The organism is Halorhodospira sp. 9621 (assembly GCF_022228055.1).
GTDB lineage: Bacteria > Pseudomonadota > Gammaproteobacteria > Nitrococcales > Halorhodospiraceae > Halorhodospira > Halorhodospira halophila_A.
On sequence record NZ_JAJNRD010000008.1, the window covers coordinates 39,579 to 56,517 of the forward strand.

At 70.5% G+C, this 16,939-nt stretch carries 18 protein-coding genes and 1 tRNA gene; 10 read left to right on the forward strand and 9 right to left on the reverse strand.

Annotation, left to right across the window (positions count from 1 at the left end; genetic code table 11):
* Positions 1–36: 36 nt before the first annotated feature.
* Positions 37–1,917: a biosynthetic arginine decarboxylase gene (gene speA / locus LRF89_RS05850; RefSeq protein ID WP_238633389.1), complete on the reverse strand. Its 1,881-nt coding sequence runs from the start codon at positions 1,915–1,917 to the stop codon at positions 37–39.
* Positions 1,918–2,038: 121 nt separating this feature from the next.
* Here speA and speE point away from each other — a divergent pair, with 121 nt between their 5' ends.
* Positions 2,039–2,875: a polyamine aminopropyltransferase gene (speE, locus tag LRF89_RS05855; RefSeq protein WP_238633390.1), complete on the forward strand. Its 837-nt coding sequence runs from the start codon at positions 2,039–2,041 to the stop codon at positions 2,873–2,875.
* Between the two features lie 38 nt (positions 2,876–2,913).
* Here the strand turns inward: speE and LRF89_RS05860 are convergent, their stop codons facing one another.
* The 5 genes from LRF89_RS05860 to LRF89_RS05880 form a co-directional block, all read right to left on the reverse strand.
* Positions 2,914–3,711 carry an ABC transporter permease gene (locus tag LRF89_RS05860; RefSeq protein ID WP_201170290.1) on the reverse strand — a complete coding sequence of 266 codons (798 nt, stop codon included), beginning with the start codon at positions 3,709–3,711 and terminating at the stop codon, positions 2,914–2,916.
* Positions 3,708–4,313: an ABC transporter ATP-binding protein gene (locus LRF89_RS05865; RefSeq protein WP_238636720.1), complete on the reverse strand. Its 606-nt coding sequence runs from the start codon at positions 4,311–4,313 to the stop codon at positions 3,708–3,710. Before LRF89_RS05865 ends, LRF89_RS05860 begins: the two co-directional genes overlap by 4 nt.
* Before the next feature lie 9 nt (positions 4,314–4,322).
* The gene (locus tag LRF89_RS05870; protein WP_238636721.1) at positions 4,323–5,096 is read right to left on the reverse strand and encodes a hypothetical protein; all 774 of its coding nucleotides are present in this window, start codon (positions 5,094–5,096) and stop codon (positions 4,323–4,325) included.
* A 143-nt stretch (positions 5,097–5,239) separates the two neighbouring features.
* Positions 5,240–6,484: an ammonium transporter gene (locus tag LRF89_RS05875; protein WP_201170296.1), complete on the reverse strand. Its 1,245-nt coding sequence runs from the start codon at positions 6,482–6,484 to the stop codon at positions 5,240–5,242.
* A gap of 36 nt (positions 6,485–6,520) precedes the next feature.
* Complete coding sequence (locus tag LRF89_RS05880) at positions 6,521–6,859, reverse strand: P-II family nitrogen regulator (protein ID WP_201170298.1); 339 nt, start codon at positions 6,857–6,859, stop codon at positions 6,521–6,523.
* A gap of 224 nt (positions 6,860–7,083) precedes the next feature.
* On the opposite strand from LRF89_RS05880, the gene ubiK reads away from it, so the two are divergent.
* Together ubiK and LRF89_RS05890 are read left to right on the forward strand one after the other, a co-directional pair.
* Positions 7,084–7,365 (forward strand): ubiquinone biosynthesis accessory factor UbiK, encoded by a 282-nt coding sequence (ubiK, locus tag LRF89_RS05885; protein WP_201170300.1) that lies wholly within the window; start codon positions 7,084–7,086, stop codon positions 7,363–7,365.
* Between the two features lie 60 nt (positions 7,366–7,425).
* Positions 7,426–8,937 (forward strand): YifB family Mg chelatase-like AAA ATPase, encoded by a 1,512-nt coding sequence (locus tag LRF89_RS05890; RefSeq protein WP_238636722.1) that lies wholly within the window; start codon positions 7,426–7,428, stop codon positions 8,935–8,937.
* 47 nt (positions 8,938–8,984) lie between these two features.
* Here the strand turns inward: LRF89_RS05890 and LRF89_RS05895 are convergent, their stop codons facing one another.
* Positions 8,985–9,686 (reverse strand): TorF family putative porin, encoded by a 702-nt coding sequence (locus LRF89_RS05895; RefSeq protein WP_238636723.1) that lies wholly within the window; start codon positions 9,684–9,686, stop codon positions 8,985–8,987.
* Positions 9,687–9,965: 279 nt separating this feature from the next.
* Here LRF89_RS05895 and LRF89_RS05900 point away from each other — a divergent pair, with 279 nt between their 5' ends.
* Both LRF89_RS05900 and LRF89_RS05905 read left to right on the forward strand, forming a co-directional pair.
* Positions 9,966–10,352: a SirB2 family protein gene (locus tag LRF89_RS05900; RefSeq protein ID WP_201173568.1), complete on the forward strand. Its 387-nt coding sequence runs from the start codon at positions 9,966–9,968 to the stop codon at positions 10,350–10,352.
* A 55-nt stretch (positions 10,353–10,407) separates the two neighbouring features.
* Positions 10,408–10,866: an RrF2 family transcriptional regulator gene (locus tag LRF89_RS05905; RefSeq protein ID WP_201173565.1), complete on the forward strand. Its 459-nt coding sequence runs from the start codon at positions 10,408–10,410 to the stop codon at positions 10,864–10,866.
* Between the two features lie 40 nt (positions 10,867–10,906).
* Here LRF89_RS05905 and LRF89_RS05910 read toward each other — a convergent pair.
* A tRNA-Gly gene (locus LRF89_RS05910) sits at positions 10,907–10,980 on the reverse strand.
* A 100-nt stretch (positions 10,981–11,080) separates the two neighbouring features.
* Between LRF89_RS05910 and thiS the strand changes: the two genes are divergently transcribed.
* Genes thiS through trmB form a run of 3 tightly spaced genes read left to right on the forward strand, consistent with a single transcriptional unit; the run spans position 11,081 to position 12,801 of the window.
* Entirely contained in the window at positions 11,081–11,284 is a 204-nt protein-coding gene (gene thiS, locus LRF89_RS05915; protein ID WP_238633424.1) for a sulfur carrier protein ThiS, read from the forward strand.
* Positions 11,285–11,320: 36 nt separating this feature from the next.
* Positions 11,321–12,109: a thiazole synthase gene (locus LRF89_RS05920; RefSeq protein ID WP_238636724.1), complete on the forward strand. Its 789-nt coding sequence runs from the start codon at positions 11,321–11,323 to the stop codon at positions 12,107–12,109.
* Positions 12,106–12,801, forward strand: coding sequence for a tRNA (guanosine(46)-N7)-methyltransferase TrmB (gene trmB, locus LRF89_RS05925; RefSeq protein WP_238636725.1), 696 nt, complete (start codon positions 12,106–12,108; stop codon positions 12,799–12,801). Before LRF89_RS05920 ends, trmB begins: the two co-directional genes overlap by 4 nt.
* A gap of 18 nt (positions 12,802–12,819) precedes the next feature.
* Here trmB and LRF89_RS05930 read toward each other — a convergent pair whose 3' ends face one another.
* Positions 12,820–14,880, reverse strand: a complete 2,061-nt coding sequence (locus LRF89_RS05930) for a M3 family metallopeptidase (protein WP_238636726.1) — start codon at positions 14,878–14,880, stop codon at positions 12,820–12,822.
* A 114-nt stretch (positions 14,881–14,994) separates the two neighbouring features.
* Between LRF89_RS05930 and gorA the strand changes: the two genes are divergently transcribed.
* Positions 14,995–16,356, forward strand: coding sequence for a glutathione-disulfide reductase (gorA, locus tag LRF89_RS05935; protein WP_238636727.1), 1,362 nt, complete (start codon positions 14,995–14,997; stop codon positions 16,354–16,356).
* Between the two features lie 16 nt (positions 16,357–16,372).
* Positions 16,373–16,903, forward strand: coding sequence for a gamma carbonic anhydrase family protein (locus LRF89_RS05940; RefSeq protein ID WP_201242679.1), 531 nt, complete (start codon positions 16,373–16,375; stop codon positions 16,901–16,903).
* The last annotated feature ends 36 nt before the right edge of the window (positions 16,904–16,939 follow it).

Genomic DNA, 16,939 nt, shown 5'->3' on the forward strand with positions numbered 1-16,939 from the left:
CGTTGCCTCCTTGTCCGTGCCCCTGCGCCGCGGCGCTCAGGGGCCTTCCAGATAGGTACCGCCGAGCAGCCCGGCCTCCAGATCGGCCAGGCAGGCGCGGCGGGCCGCGTCATCCAGGTCAGCGGCGGCGATGCGGCGCCGGTAGGCGCCGCTGAGCTCGCGCTCATCAAAGCCCACCGAGCGCAGCACGCCGCCGATGCTGTCGCCGCGGCTGGCCGTCACGAACCGGTGGCCATGCTCGTCCACCTCCACGTTCACGGAGTCGGTGGCGCCGAAGAGGTTGTGCCGGTCGCCGAGGATCTCCTGGTAGGCGCCGACCAGGAAGATGCCCAGCCAGAGGGGCTCGCCGGGCTCCGGCTCGGGCAGCGGGAGGGTGCCCTCGACCCCATCGCCATCCACGTAGAGCGAGACCGTGCCGTCGGAGTCGCAGGTCAGATCCTGGACCACACCGCGCCGGCTGGTTGGCCGGTCCAGCCCGGACAGCGGCACGATGGGAAAGATCTGGTCGATGGCCCAGACGTCGGGGATCGACTGGAATACCGAGAAATTGGCGAACAGCTTGTCGGCGAGCCCCTCGTTGAGGGCGTCGAGCACCTCCCGCTGATGCGGGCGGCCCGGGTTGAGTCGGCCGCGCAGGCGCATGCCGATGGCCTGGTAGCAGCGCTCGGCGTACGCTCGCTGGGGCAGGTCGAGGACGCCGTGGAGGTAGAGCCCCCGTGCTTCCTGCAGGTAGTGGCAGGCGTCGTGGTACGCCTCGGTGGCCGGCCGCTGGGCGTGTTCCTCCAGGGTGCGGTAGAGCTCGCGCAGCACCTTGGGGGCGTCCGCCGGGGGTGGCTCCGGGGGGTCGGCCTCGCGGCTGTCGGTATCGATTACCGGCGTGACCAGCACCGCGTGGTGGGCGGTCATGGCGCGGCCGCTCTCGGTGATCAGGGTCGGGTGGGGCAGCCCGGCCTCGTCGCAGGCCGCTTTGAGGGCGGCCACCACGTTGTGGGCGTACTCGGTGATGCTGTAGTTCATCGAGCAGAACGCGCGCGAGCGGGTGCCCTCGTAGTCCACCCCCAGGCCGCCGCCGACATCCACCTTGTTTACCGGTGCCCCCAGGCGGCGCAACTCGGTGTAGAAGCGCGCCCCCTCGGAGAGGCCGGCGCGGATGTCGTGGACATTGGCGATCTGTGAGCCCAGGTGAAAGTGGAGCAACTCCAGGTGCTCAAGGAGCGCGGCCTCGTGCAGCTCCTCCACCACGGCCAGGGCGTCGGCGGCGGTCAGGCCGAACTTGGAGCGCTCGCCGCCGGTGTTCTGCCACTTGCCGGCCCCCATGGAGGCCAAGCGCACGCGCAGACCGAGCCGCGGCGCGACGCCGAGCCGGCGCGCCTCGCGGATGATCAGCCGCGCCTCGGAGCGCTTCTCCAAGACCAGGTGGACCTGCAGGCCCAGCTGCAGTCCGCGCAGCGCCAGGCGGACGTACTCCGGATCCTTGTAGCCGTTGCAGATCACCGTGCCTCCGGCGGGCGCCAGTGCCAGTACCGCCATCAGCTCCGGTTTACTGCCGGCCTCCAGCCCGACGCGCTCGCCGTCGCCAACGATCTCCTCGATCACCGAGCGTTGCTGATTGACCTTGACCGGGTAGACGGGCCGGTACGCGCCCCGGTAGCCGGCCTCGGCCATCGCCTCGCCAAAGGCGGCGCAGAGGGCGTCAACGCGGTCGCGCAGGATCGCCGGGAAGCGGATCAGCACCGGCGGCGATACGCCCTGATCAGGCAGGTCGGCGACGATCCGGCGCAGATCAACGGCCGGACCACGCCCGCGGTGGGGGCGGACCTGCAGCCGCCCCGCCGCCGAGATGTCGAAGTACCCCTCGCTCCAGCGCGGGACGTTGTAGACCTCGCGGCCGGGTCGGTTGCTCCAGTCGTCGCTCATCGGCCCGTCTGCGGCTGTGGCGGAGAGACTGCGGCGCAACGCGCCACACTGCCCCGGGATGGTAACATTCGCGCATCCGCAGCGAGCGGAGCCGAACTACAACCCCACTGGCGGAGGCGCGATGCGCGAGGGATGGTTTACTGAAGCGGTCGAGGACGAGGGCGTGGCCTTCTCCCTGGCCATCGATGACAGGGTCCACGAGGAGCAGAGCGAGTATCAGCACATCGAGGTCTACCGGACCCGGCGTTGGGGGCGGCTGCTGGTCCTCGACGGCTGCGTCATGCTCACCGAGCGCGACGAGTTCCTGTACCACGAGATGATGGCCCACCCGGCGCTCTTCGCCCACCGCGAGCCGCGGCGCGTGGCCATTGTCGGCGGCGGTGACTGCGGCATCCTGCGCGAGGTGCTGCGCCACCCCGGGGTCGAGCACGCCCTGCAGGTGGAGCTCGACGAGCGGGTGACCCGGGTCGCCGAGACCCACTTCCCGGACCTGTGCGTCGCCAACGACGACGAGCGCGCCGAGTTGCGCTTCACCGACGGCCTGCGCTGGATCCGCGAGGCCGAGCCCGAGTCGTTGGATGTGGTCATCGTCGACAGCACCGATCCGGTCGGTCCGGCGGCGGGCCTGTTCACGCGGGAGTTCCTCAGCGACGTGCGCAGCGCCCTGGGGCCCGGGGGGATCGTGGTGCAGCAGAGCGAGTCACCGCTGCTCCACCGCGATTCGGTCATCGCCCCGTTGCACCGCGCCGCCGGCGAGGCCGGCTTCGACGGCGTGCACACGCTGACCTTCCCGGTGCCCAGTTACCCCTCGGGCTGGTGGTCCGCCACGCTGATGGTCAACGGCGGTGACCCGCGCAACTTCCGCGAGGCCGACTCGGAGGAGAAGCCCTTCGAGACTCGCTACTACAATGCCGACATCCACCGGGCCGCCCTGGCGGTGCCGGAACTGCTCAAGTAGGCCCGCCGCCCCTGCGGTAGGCGCCCGGCGGCGGGCGCCTACCGCAGGCGGTCCAGGCGCAAGCGTTCGCGCTCGTCGAACAGCCGCCGGGCGGCGAACCAGACTGCTGCCAGGGTGCCGAAGCCGGTCCCGACGGTGATCAGGAACATGATCAGGATCTGGTACTTCACCGCCTCCATCGGTGGTGCCCCGGCCAGGATCTGACCGGTCATCATGCCGGGCAGGCTGACGATCCCCGCCGCCGCCATGGCGTTGATCATCGGGATCATCCCCGAGCGCATGGCGTCGCGGCGGATCTGTTCCACTGCCACGCCCCACGGCTCCCCGAGCGCGAGCCGGGCCTCGATGACGTCGCGCTGCTGCCAGGCGCCGTCGGTCAGCCGGTCCACCGACAGGGCGATGCCGTTCATGGTGTTGCCCAGCAGCATGCCCAGCAGCGGGATAGCGTACTGCGGCTGATACCAGGGCTGCGGCTGCACCAGGGCGATCAGCGCCAGCACCGCCACGCTGAACGAAGACAGGAACATCGCCGCCGTGCCCAGGCCGAAACCCCAGAAACCGGCGAAGCGCCGCTTCTGCCGGGCCATCACCTCATAGCCGGCGACCAGCAGCATGACCACGCCCATCAGCGCCACCCAGTAGAGCGTGGCGTGGGCGAAGAGCGTCTCCAGGACCAGGCCGACGAGCAGTAGCTGAATCACCGTGCGTGCTGCGGCGATCAGCAGTGAGCGCTCCACCCCCAGGCGCCCGGCCCACGAGAACCCGGCCAGGGCCACCACCAGGACGCCGGCGATGACCAGATCCAGCGGTTCGAGGCGGATCAGTTCCTGGGTCACGGCGCCCCCTCCTCGGCGATCCCGTCGCGGATGGTAAAGCGGTGGGCGTCCAGGCGGCGGACCTGCTCCGGGTCGTGGGTGACCCAGACGATGGCCAGCCCGCGCCGGCGCTGCTCATCGATCACCCGCTCCACGGCCTCGGTGGTGGCCGTATCCAGGTTGGCGGTGGGCTCATCGAGGAGCAGCACCCGTGGCTGCAGGGCCACCGCCCGGGCCAGGCCCAGGCGGCTGCGCTCGCCGGTGGACAGCCGCCGCACCGACCACTGCGCCACGTCGGCATCGAAGCCGAGTTCGGCCAGGGTATCGCTCTCCACGGCGGCCAGGTGCTCGCCCACGGTCTCGGCCCACCAGGCGCAGTCGGCGGCCAGGTAGATGACCCGGCGACGCCACTGATGCCCGGTGTAGGCCTCCCGCGGGCTGCCGTCCAGGTGCACCGCGCCGTCATTGGGGTCGAGGTCGGCGATGGCGCGCAGCAGCCGGCTCTTGCCCGAGCCGGAGGGGCCGGCGAGGGCGGCGCAGCCCCCGGCCGGCACCGCCAGCCGTGGCCAGGCCGCCACCGCGCAGCGCAGATCGCGGACCGTCAGGCGTGGCTCGGCAGCCAAGCCGACGCCCTAGAGCGGCAGGCTGGCGCCGATGCCAAAGGAGACATCGGGGCTGGCGTCGTAGAGCCCCAGACCGACGTAGGGGCGCAGGTGGAGCTGCTCGACCTGCAGCCCGGCGCCGACAATCAGGTCCATATGGTTGGAACCGGTGGGGTTCTCGTCGCCGCGCAGCTCGAAGTTGAGGTTGGTGCCGGTATCCAGGGGGTGGGCGTAGCCAATGCCCCAGCTGGCGTAGGTGCCGCCGACGTCCTCATCCTGGATGGTGTAGCCCAACTCGCCGTAGACCAGCCCCGGACCCAGGTCGCGCTGCATGGGCAGGTTCACGTAGAAGTCCAGGCCGTCGTTGGGGTAGGGGGCCACGTCGTCGGCCCCGCCGGCGCGGGCGCCGAGTTCCAGGGCGAAGTGCCGGTTGAGCTGGAGCTTGGCGAAGCCGGTAATCCCCTCCAGGCCGGAATCGTCCGGGGCGCCGTCGTCGTCGTCGGAGTTGCTGACGAAGCTGAAGTAGGCGCCGTACTCGAAGTCGTCGGTGAGCCCGTAGCGGAAGCCCAGCGGGCCCAGGCGCAGGTTGTCGTAGTCGCCGGTGCCGGTGTCGGCGTTCTGGGCAGTTCCGCCGGAAGCCTCGCGCCCGAACTCATAGGCCGCGTGGCCGAAGAGCTCGGTGTTGTCGGTGCCGATTACCGGGACGCTGGAGAGGGTGATCGGCCGGTGGTCGGCGGCGCTGGCGACCGAGGCGCCGGCCACGGCGGCGACGGCGCAGGTCCACGGGATCCACTTGGAATGCATGGTTTTCTCCTCGGAACGGGGACTTGGATGCTGGCACGCAGCGCACAGGATAGCGGTTCCGTCTACCCCCGTAGCAAAGAAAAGCGGGCGCCGAAGCGCCCGCAAGGTCTCCCGTTCGGGAGAGGAGGAGAGGATCGGTTGCCCTATTTGCGACCGGCGGTGAAGTCCGGGTAGGCCTCCATCCCGCACTCGGTCACGTCCATGCCCTTCTGCTCGTCTTCCTCTTTGGCACGGATGCCCAGGGTGAAGCGCAGGATCAGCCAGACCACCAGGCTGGCCAGGAAGACGAAGGTGAAGATGGACAGGATCCCGGCGATCTGGGCGCCGAAGGTGGCGTCCGGGTTGGAGAGCAGCACCGCCAGGATGCCCCAGATGCCGGCCGTGCCGTGGGCCGAGATCGCGCCCACCGGGTCGTCGATCTTCAGCTTGTCGAGGGCGACGATGGAGAAGACCACCAGGACGCCGCCGACCCCGCCGATGATCGCGGCGAGCAGGGGCGAGGGAGTGTCCGGCCCGGCGGTGATCGAGACCAGACCGGCGATGGCGCCGTTGAGGGCCATGGTCAGGTCGGCCTTGCCAAACAGGGCGCGGGCCAGGAGCAGGGCGGCGACGACACCGCCGGCGGCGGCCAGGTTGGTGTTCATGAAGATCGTCGCCACCGCGTTGGCCGCACCCGCCGACGAGACCGACAGCTCCGAGCCGCCGTTGAACCCGAACCAGCCAAGCCAGAGGATGAAGGTGCCCAGGGTAGCCAGGGGCAGGTTGGCGCCGGGGATGGCCCGCACCTCGCCGCGGGGGCCGTACTTGCCCTTGCGCGCACCCAGGACCAGGACACCGGCCAGGGCTGCCGAGGCACCCGCCATGTGGACGATGGCCGAGCCGGCGAAGTCCGAGAAGCCCATCTGGTCGAGGAAGCCGCCGCCCCAGCTCCACAGCCCCTGGATCGGGTAGATGAAGCCAGTGAGCACCACGGCGAAGATCAGGAAGGACCAGAGCTTCATCCGCTCGGCCACGGCACCCGAGACGATGGACATGGCCGTGGCCACGAAGACCACCTGGAAGAAGAAGTCCGAGAAGTAGGACTCCGTCGCCTCGCCGCTGCGCGCCATCTCGGCGGTGACCGGCTCGCTGGCAGGCAGCAGGAAGCTGAAGGTGGGCAGCAGACTGCCCGAACTCTCGTACATCAGGTTCCAGCCGATGAGCATGTACATGATCACGGCGATGGAGTAGAGCCCGATGTTCTTGGTCAGGATCTCCGTGGTGTTCTTGGCGCGCACCATCCCGGCCTCGAGCATGGTGAACCCGGCGGCCATCCACATGACCAGTGCGCCCGAGAGCAGGAAGTAGAAAGTATCGAGGGCGTAGGCAAGTTCGACTACGTCTTCCATGGTTCAGGTCCTCTGCGTTGAGTGGGGGCGGGCCGGTTACAGCGCGTCCGTGCCGGTATCGCCGGTGCGGATGCGGATGGCCTGCTCGACGTCGAAGACGAAGATCTTGCCGTCGCCGATCTTGCCGCTGTTCGCGGCCTGGCGGATGGCGTCACAGGCGCGGTCCACTAGACTGTCGTCGATGGCGATTTCCAGCTTCATCTTGGGCAGGAAGTCGACCACGTACTCGGCACCGCGGTAGAGCTCGGTGTGTCCCTTCTGACGCCCGAAGCCCTTCACCTCGGTGACCGTGATACCTTGGACCCCGATGGCGGAGAGCGCTTCGCGGACGTCATCGAGCTTGAAAGGCTTGATGATTGCCGTTACCAATTTCATGAGCGTCGTCCTCGTTGTACGCGTTGTACGGAGCCGCAGCGGCGAGTGGATGCGGCTGCGGTCATCAGGGGTGTTGCAGGAGGCGTGCCAGGGCCCCGGGGCGACGGCGAAACCGCGCCACACCGGGGGGAACAGACCGGCGGCCCGGTGACCCCTGCACCAGTCGGGGGCGAGAACGGCGCCGCTGCACGGTTTCGGTGCGTGACCACAGGGTTGGAAAGGCGATGATCGATCAGAAAACCATCGACGAACTGGCGCAGAAGCTCACGGCAAGCCTGCCGGCCGGCGTGCGCGAGTTCCACGACGAGGTGGAGAAGAACGTCCGCGCCTCGCTGCAGGCCGGCTTCTCGCGGCTGGATCTGGTGACCCGCGAGGAGTTCGACGCCCAGGCCAAGGTTCTGGCACGGACCCGGGCCCAGCTCGAGGAACTCAACCGCCGCGTTGCCGAGCTGGAGAAGGCCCAGGGCGGCGGCCCGGGCGGTCCTGCCGGCGGCAGCGACGGCTAACCGGCGGGGCGGTATGCCCCGCTGACCGTCGCGTGTGCCCCACGAACCAGGGAGGGTTCCATGGCACTGGCTGTAACCCGGGCGCGGGCGGCGCTCGGCGTGTCGGCCCCCGAGGTCCGGGTGGAGGTCCACCTGGCGCCGGGGCTGCCTGCGTTCTCACTTGTCGGCCTGCCGCGGGCCGAGGTGCGCGAGGCCCGGGACCGGGTCCGCAGCGCCATCATCAACAGCGGCCTGACGTTTCCGGTCGGCCGCGTCACCGTCAATCTCGCCCCCGCGGACCTGCCCAAGGGCGGGGGCCGGTTCGATCTGGCCATCGCTATCGGCGTCCTGGCCGCCTCGGGGCAGGTCCACGGCGACCTCGATTCGCTGGAGTTCATCGGCGAGCTGGCCCTCGGCGGCGAGCTCCGTGAGGTGGGTGCGACCCTGCCGGCGGCCCGCGCCGCCCGCGACGCCGGCCGGCGGCTGATCATCCCCGCCGGCGACGGCGCCGAGGCCGCCCTGGTCCATCCGCAGGGGGCAATAGCCGCGCAGCGGCTGCTGGCGGTCCTCGACCACCTGGACGGCCGTGATCCACTGCCCCCGGTGGGGCCGGCAGCGGCGGCCGAGCAGCGGCCCCGGGGCCCGGATCTGGCCGAGGTCCGCGGTCAGGCCGGACCGCGCCGGGCGCTGGAGGTGGCCGCCGCCGGCGGCCACAACCTGCTGCTCAGCGGGCCGCCGGGCACCGGCAAGAGCATGCTCGCCGAGCGGTTGCCGGGTTTGCTGCCGCCGCTGCCGGAGGCCGAGGCGCTGGAGGCGGCGGCGGTGCGCTCGGTCAGCGGCGCGGGGGTGGATCCGGCCACCTGGCGGGTGCCGGCCTTTCGCGCTCCGCACCACACCGTCTCCGCCGCCGCCCTGATCGGTGGCGGGCAGCCGCCGCGTCCCGGCGAGGTCTCCCTGGCTCACCGCGGTGTGCTCTTCCTCGACGAATTCCCGGAGCTGCCGCGCAACGCCCTGGAGGCGCTGCGCGAGCCCCTACAGGCCCGCCAGGTGAGCATCGCCCGCAGCAACGCCCGGGTGACCTACCCGGCGGCGTTCCAGCTGGTCGCGGCGATGAACCCCTGCCCCTGCGGCTACCACGGCGATCCGCGCGGGGTGTGTCGCTGTACGCCGGAACAGGTGGCGCGTTATCGCGACCGGATGACCGGCCCCCTGCTGGATCGCTTCGACATCGCCGTGGAGGTGCCGCGGCTCAGTGCCCGGGAACTGACCGCCGCGCCGGCGGCCGAGCCGAGCGGTGTGGTGGCCGAACGGGTGGCTCGGGCCCGTGAGCGGCGGCGGCAGCGCTCCGGGGTGATCGCCGCCGAACTGGCCGGAGAGGCCCTCGAATCGGCCTGCGCACTGGTGCCAGAGGCCGAGGCGACGCTGGAGCGGGCCACCGAGGTTATCGGCCTGTCGCCGCGCGGGCACCACCGCCTGCTGCGGGTGGCGCGGACGCTGGCCGATCTCGACGAGGTCGACCCCATCGAGGGGCGCCACGTGGCCGAGGCGGTCGGGCTGCGGCGGGGGCTGGAGGAGCGTGGCGGGGCGGGGTAACCCGACCGGAGGCGCCGGCCGGCGCCCCCGGGTGCAGGGGGGTGCGGCTAGAAGGAGCGGGACACGGTGAAGGCCACCTGGGTCTCGTCGTCGTCTTCATCCGCCGCGTCGGAGCTGTTGTAGGTGCCCACCAGGCTGAGATCGAGCGTGCCGTACTCGTAACCGACGCCCAGGGCGGCATCGGCGCCGTCCAGGTTGGTGTCGGAGTCGATCACCAGGTAGCCGAGGTGGGCCATGGCGTAGAAGCCGGCGGCCAGCGGCGTCATCCAGTTGGTCTCCAGATAGACGGAGCTCTCGTCTTCGTCAAAATAATCGTCGGAGACGTGGACGTAGAAGTCCGCCTCCACCTCGCCGAAGGCAGTGCCGGCGCCGGCGTAGGCTTCTACCGTGTTGGAGTCGGAGTCGTCCGGATAGGTGTAGAAGGTCAGCCCCACATCACCCCAGATATCCGGGGTCAGGTCGAAGCCGAAGCCGCCGTAGAAATCCAGCTCCAGTGGGCCCCTGGCGTCCTGTGGCTGCAGGCTCGACGCCCAGGTGCCGACGTACGCCCCGGAGGCGTGGTCCAGGTCGAAGCCACCCTGGACGGCCGGCTCCTCGTCGCTCTCGGAGAAGCCGCGAAAGAGGTAGTTGGAGGTGATCGCCACGTTGGAGGAGAGGCTCCAGCCGGCGCCGATCTCCTCGGCCTGGGCGTTGGCGGAGAGGCCGAGGAGCAGGCCGCCGGCGGTGACTAGCGGGAAAGGCTTTTTCATGGTCGGGCACCTTATGCTGTATCCGTGGGTCAGGGGCGGCCACCGCCACGGGCGGCGCGCAGGGTGCTCATGCAGGGGGTGTGCCAGGTCGGGCCGTGCTAGGTGGAACAAGGAGTTAAGCGGGAGGTCGGGTGCCGCGCCCGCGCGCGGCGGCGTGCCTGCACCAGGAGCGGACGGCGCGCGCACCGAAGGGGTGCGCGCGTTGTGCGTGGTTGCAGCCGGGCCCGACCGGCAGGAAGAATAGCCTCTTTTCGAAACGGACGACGCGAGGGGGTAGGAATGCACCAGGTGTTGCTGTCGACGCACGCGCTGGCCGCCGTGGTCAGTCTCGGTCTGTTTATCGCCCGGGGGATCCTGATGTTCCGTGGCTCTGCAGCGCTCGAGAACAAGGTCCTGCGGGTGGCGCCGCAGGTCGCCGACACCGTGCTGCTGCTGACGGCAGTGGTGCTGATGGTGATGATCGCCCAGTACCCCTTCGTCGACGGCTGGCTCACCGTCAAGCTGCTCGGACTGATCGCCTACATCGTCCTCGGGGTGATCGCCCTGCGCCGAGGCCGCACCCGGCAGATCCGCATGGCGGCGTTCATCGGCGGCATCGCCGTCTTCGGCTACCTCTACCTCTACAGCATCACCCGCGAGCCGCTGCTGATCGTCGGCCTGGGCTGATCCGGATGGCCCCGGGCGCTGCTATAGTGTCCGGGGCAGCGAACGGAGCCGGATCATGCGTCTAACCCGACACAGCGACTACGCCCTGCGGGTCCTGCTCGCCCTTGGGGCGGCACAGGGCGAGCTGGTCACCATTGGCGCGATCGCGGAGCGCTTTGACATCTCGCGCAACCACCTGATGAAGGTGGTCAACCGGCTGGCTGCCCACGGCTTCGTGGAGACCGTCCGCGGCAAGCGTGGGGGGATCCGGTTGGCCCGCCCGCCGGAGGCGATCGCCCTGGGTGAGCTGCTGCGGCGCACCGAGGAGGACTTCACCCTGGTGGAGTGCTTCCGGGACGAGGATCAGCGCTGCCGGATCGAGGGCAACTGCGCCGTGCGCGCCGTACTCGACGAGGCGCTGCACGCCTTCCTGGCGGTGCTGGATCGCTACACCCTGGCCGATCTGCTGCACAACCGCGGCGCCCTGGCCGTGGACCTCGATCTGATCGACCGCCGTGCGGCGGAGACCGGCTGAACGCAGCCCGGGGCTGTCGGGTCAAAGACAGGGAAGGGATTGGAGCGGGTGATGGGAATCGAACCCACATCGCCAGCGTGGGAAGCTGGAGCTCTACCATTGAGCTACACCCGCTGCGGACCGGTGAAATCATAGCGCTGCACGGCGCCGAGGACAACCGGTGCCGCAGTGCCGCAACCGCGTTAGACTATCCGCGATGAGTACAGCAACCAGCATACAGATCCAGGTCAACGGCGAGGGCATGACCCTCCCCGCCGGCGCCAGCTGCGCCGATGTTCTGCAGCGGCTCGGCATCAGCGAGCAGCAGCGTCTGGCGGTGGAGGTTAACGAGACCATCGTCCCCCGCAGCCAGCTCGGTGATCACCAGCTGGCTGATGGCGACCGCATGGAGGTCATCCAGGCCATCGGCGGCGGCTGACCCGGTTCCCCTCAAAGCACGGAGTTCAAGACAAAGATGGCGGATCGCGATCCCCTGGTCATCGCCGGGCGCGAGTATCACTCGCGCCTGCTGGTCGGTACCGGCAAGTACCGCGACATGGAGCAGGCCCGTGCGGCCATCGAGGCAAGTGGCGCCGAGATCGTCACCATCGCCCTGCGCCGCAGCAACATCGGCCAGAACCCGGACGAGCCCAACCTGCTCGAGGCCGTGCCGCCGGATCGCTACACCATCCTGCCCAACACCGCCGGCTGCTATACGGTGAAGGACGCGGTGCGCACCTGCCGCCTGGCCCGCGAGCTGCTCGACGGTCACAACCTGGTCAAGCTGGAGGTGATCGGCGACGAGCGCACCCTCTACCCGGACGTCCCCGGAACCCTCGAGGCCGCCGAGCAGCTGGTGGCCGAGGGCTTCGAGGTCATGGCCTACACCAGCGACGACCCGATCACCGCCAAGCGGCTCGAGGAGATCGGCTGCGTCGCCGTGATGCCCCTGGCCGCGCCGATCGGCTCCGGGCTCGGCATCCAGAACCGCTACAACATCCTGGAGATCGTCGACCGCCTGGAGGTTCCGGTCCTGGTGGACGCCGGCGTGGGCACCGCCTCCGACGTGGCCGTCGCCATGGAGCTCGGCTGTGACGCCGTGCTGCTCAACACCGCCATCGCCGGCGCGCGGGATCCGGTGCTCATGGCCTCGGCCATGCGCAAGGGCGTGGAGGCCGGCCGCGAGGCCTACCGCGCCGGCCGTATCCCGAAACGGCGTTACGCTGCCGCGTCGTCGCCTGAGGAAGGGGCCTTCTTCGAGTGAGCCAGCTGCGACTGACCCGCACCTTCGTCCGTCGCGAGGGGCGCCTGACGCAGGGGCAGCAGCGCGCGCTGGAGCAGCTGTGGCCGGGCTTCGGCATCGATGTGCCGGAGCAGGGCGTTCTCGACCTCGACGGGCTCTTCGGCCGCACGGCGCCACGCGTCCTGGATATCGGCTTCGGCGACGGCGAGGCCCTGGTGGAGATGGCTGCCGCCGATCCCGGGCGCGACTATCTGGGCGTCGAGGTCCACCGCCCGGGGGTGGGCCACTGCCTGCTTTGCGCCGAGCAAGCGCAAGTGGAGAACCTGCGCGTGGCCACCGTGGACGCCGTGGAGCTGGTCCGCCACCACCTCCCGCCGCGGAGTCTGGCGGCGGTGCACATCTTCTTCCCCGACCCTTGGCCGAAGAAGCGCCACCACAAGCGGCGGATCGTCCAGCCGGCTTTCCTCGATCTGCTGGCCGAGCGGCTGGTACCCGGCGGTACCCTGCATCTGGCCACTGACTGGGCCGACTACGCCGAGTGGATGCTCGATACCGTCGAGCCCGACGAGCGCTTCGAGAACATCTGCGGCCCGCGGGCTTTCATCCCGCCCCCGCCGCCTCGCCCGCAGACCAAGTTCGAGCGGCGCGGTCTGCGCAAGGGGCACCAGGTCCACGACCTGATCTATCGCCTCCGGCCCGCCGACGCCGGATAGGCGGGGGCGGGCGGCGGATTACCCGCGGGAGGGGGCCGGGTCGTCGCTGAGTCCGCTCTGGCGTAGCAGCGGTTCGATGCTCGGCGGCCGGCCGCGGAAGCCCTGGAACAGCTCCCGGGCCGGGGCCGCACCGCCCATCTCCAGGATGTTCTCGGCCAGCGACTGGCCCACGCTGCGCTCGAGCAGCCCCTCCTCGCGAAAGCGCTCGAAGGCGTCCGCGGAGAGCACCTCCGCCCACTTGTAGCTGTAGTAGCCGGCGGCGTACCCGCCGGCGAAGATGTGCGCGAAGCTGTGCGGGAAGCGCTGCCAGGCCGGCGGGTGGACCACCGCCACGCGCCGGCGGACATCCTCAAGGGTGCTCAGGATGCCGGCCGCCTCCGGGGCGTCCCGGCGCTGGTGGAGTTCCAGATCGAACAGTGAGAACTCCAGTTGGCGGAGCATCTGCAGCCCGGCCTGGAAGTCGCGGGAGGCCCGCAGCCGTTCGAACAGTGGCTGCGGGAGTGGCTCGCCGGTCTGGTGGTGAGCGGCCAGCAGATCCAGCCCCTCGCGTTCCCAGCACCAATTCTCCAGCAGCTGGCTGGGCAGCTCGACCGCATCCCACTCGACCCCGTGGATCCCCGCCACCGGGCGCCAGTCTTGGCGGGTGAGCAGGTGGTGCAGGGTGTGGCCGAACTCGTGGAACAGGGTGACCACCTCGTCGTGGGTCAGCAGCGCTGGCTCACCCTCGGCGGTGGGCATGAAGTTGCAGGTCAGGAAGGCCACCGGGGGCTGAACGCCGTCGCCGCGGCGGCGCCGGCTGCAGCACTCGCCCATCCAGGCGCCGCTGCGCTTGCCCGTGCGTGCGTAGAGGTCGGCGTAGAGGCCGCCGCGCGCGGCCCCGTCGGCATCGAGCAGCTCGTAATAGCGGACATCCGGGTGCCAGCTCTCGACGTCGTTGCGGAGCCGGAAGCGGACCCCGAACAACCGCTCGGCGATCGTGAACAGCCCCTCGACCACGTGCTCGGCCGGGAAGTACGGGCGCAGCGTCTCGTCGGAGAGCTGGAAGCGCTCCTCGCGAAGCCGCTCGCTGTAGTAGGGGACGTCCCAGACCTCCAGGTGATCGATCCCGTCGCGCTCGTAGGCGAAGCGCTGCAGCTCGTCGAACTCGTCCTGGGCGCGTGGGCGGGCGCGCTCGGCCAGATCGGTGAGGAAGCGGTGCACCTCCTCGGGGGAGTCGGCCATGCGCCGTGCCAGGGTCTGGTGGGCGTAGCTGGGGTAGCCAAGCAGATCGGCCTGCTCGGCGCGCAGGCGCAGGATCTCCTCCATCACCGGGGTGTTGTCGTAGTGCCCGGCGTGGGGGCCGGCGTCGGAGGCCCGTGTGGCGTGGGCGGTGTAGACCTCGCGGCGCAGTTCGCGGTCCTCGGCGTGCTGTAGCACGGCCAGCACGCTGGGCATCTGCAGGGTCAGGCGGTAGCCACTGACGCCGGCCTCGGTCGCCGCCTGGCGGGCCATGGAGCGGGCCGAGCCGGGCAATCCGGCCAGTGCCGCCTCGTCCACGTCCAGGTGCCAGGCCTGGGTGGCGTCGAGCACGTTCTCTTGAAAGCGGGCACCGAGCTCGGCCAGGCGCTGTGCGTTGGCCCGGAACCGGCTGCGTGCCGGCTCTTCGAGCCCCACACCGGCGAGTTCCAGATCGCGCAGGGTGTCGGCGATCACCTTGCGCTGCGCTGGATCCAGGCCCAGCGCAGCGGCGCGTTCCGAGAGATCGTGGATCGCCCGGTAGAGCCGCGGATCCTGGCCCTGCTCGGCGTAGTGCGCGCTGAGTGCCGGGAGGGCGGCGTTGTAGGCCTGGCGCAGCTCCGGCGAATCGGCCACGGCGTGCAGGTGGGCGACCGGTGCCCAGACCCGGGCCAGCCGGTCGTCGGCCTCCTCCAGGGGCAGCATCAGGCCCTCCCAAGTGTAGGGCGGGCCGGCTGCTAGGGCCGTCTCGAGGGCCTCGCGGCTGCCCTCGATGAGGGTCTCCACAGCGGGTTCGACATGCTCGGCGCGGATGCGTGGAAACGGCGGCAGCAAGTGATCGTCAAGCAGCGGGTTTTGCGACATATCACCACCTCAGCAGCGGACGCGTTACACTCTAGCACGCGTGCGGCGAACGATCCCTGCACCGGATCCGGGGGAGCGGGGGGTTCGCCCGATGCCGGTTTTCGAGGAGGGTCCATGACGGACGAGCACGATCTGATCGTCATCGGTGGCGGCAGCGGTGGCATGGCCACGGCGCGTCGCGCTGCGGCTCACGGGGCCCGCGTGGCCATGGTCGAGCGCGACCGGCTCGGAGGCACCTGCGTCAATGTCGGCTGCGTGCCCAAGAAGGTCATGTGGTACGCCAGCGAGACGGCCGCCGCGCTCGAGCGCGCCGCCGACTTCGGCTTCAGCCTGGGGCAGCCCCCCGGCTTCGACTGGGCGGCCCTGTGCCGGGCCCGCGACGCCTATGTCGAGCGGCTCAACGGGATCTACGCCACCAACGTCGAGCGCGCCGGGATCGATCTCCACCGGGGCACGGGGCAGCTGCGTGACGCCCACACCGTCGAGGTGGATGGCCGGGCCCTGCACGGGCGCTACATCCTCCTCGCCCCGGGCGGGCGGCCGAGTCGCCCGCAGATCCCCGGTGCCGAGCACGGCATCGACTCGGACGGTTTCTTCCAGCTCCGCGAGCAGCCCCGGCGCGCCGTCGTGGTGGGGGCCGGCTACATCGCCGTGGAGCTGGCCGGCGTGCTGCACCACCTGGGCACCGAGACCACGCTGACCGTGCGCCGCGATGGCCCGCTGCGCGGCTTCGACCCGCTGCTGCGCGAGGCCCTGGCCGAGAGCCTGGAGGTGGACGGCTTCGACCTGCGCACCCACTTCGTCCCCGCCGCCTGCGAGCGCCAGGCGGACGGCAGGCACACCCTGGTGGCCGAGGACGGCCGGCGCATCGAGGGCGTCGATACCGTCATCTGGGCCATCGGCCGCGACGCCGCCACCGGCGGCCTGGGTCTTGAGCGTGCCGGTATCACCCCACGGGCCGACGGCACCATCCCGGTGGACGACTACCAGCGCACCGAGGTGGATTCGGTGCTGGCCGTGGGTGATGTCACCGGCAACGATTTCCCGCTCACCCCGGTGGCCATCGCCGCCGGGCGGCGCCTGGCCGATCGGCTCTTTGCCGGCCGGAGCGATAGCCGCCTGGATTACCGGGATATCCCGTCGGTGGTCTTCACCCACCCGCCGCTGGGTACCGTGGGCATGACCGAGCCGGAGGCCGAGGCCGCCTACGGCGCCGACCAGGTCACCTGCCACCAGACCCGCTTCTTCCCCATGAACTACGCCCTGGCCCCCCAGGAGGTGAAGCGGCGCACGGCCATGAAGCTGGTGACCGTCGGTGCCGAGCAGCGGGTGGTCGGTGTGCACCTCTTCGGCGAGGGCGCCGACGAGATGCTCCAGGGCTTCGCCGTGGCGGTGCGCATGGGGGCGACCAAGGCCGATTTCGACAACACGGTGGCCATTCACCCCACCAGCGCAGAGGAACTGGTGACCCTGTAATCAAACGGGAGCCGACATGATCCGCGAATTCGGAGGCATCCGCCCGCAGCTCGGTCCCGGGGCCTGGGTCGATGCCACGGCCCTGGTCATCGGCGACGTGACCCTCGAGGAGGAGGTCTCGGTCTGGCCCACGGCCGTCCTGCGCGGGGACGTCCACCGCATCGAGGTCGGTGCGCGCACCAACATCCAGGACGGCGCGGTGGTCCATGTGGCCCACGACGGTCCCTACTGCCCCGGCGGCTTCCCGGCGCTGATCGGGGCCGAGGTGACGGTGGGCCACAAGGCGGTGATCCACGCCTGCCGCGTGGGCGATCATTGCCTGGTGGGGATCGGCTCGGTGATCCTCGATGGGGCCGTGGTCGGCGCCGAGAGCATCATCGGGGCCGGCGCCCTGGTGCCGCCGGGCAAGGAGCTGCCCGGGGGCTACCTCTACCTGGGCAACCCGGCCAAGCCGGTGCGCGAGCTGACCGACGCCGAGCGCGAGCACCTGCGCTACTCCGCCAACCACTACGTGGGCCTGAAAGAGCGACACCGCGGCAGCGCCTAGGCGCCGCGCGGTGTCCGTTCATCCCGTGGCCCGGCG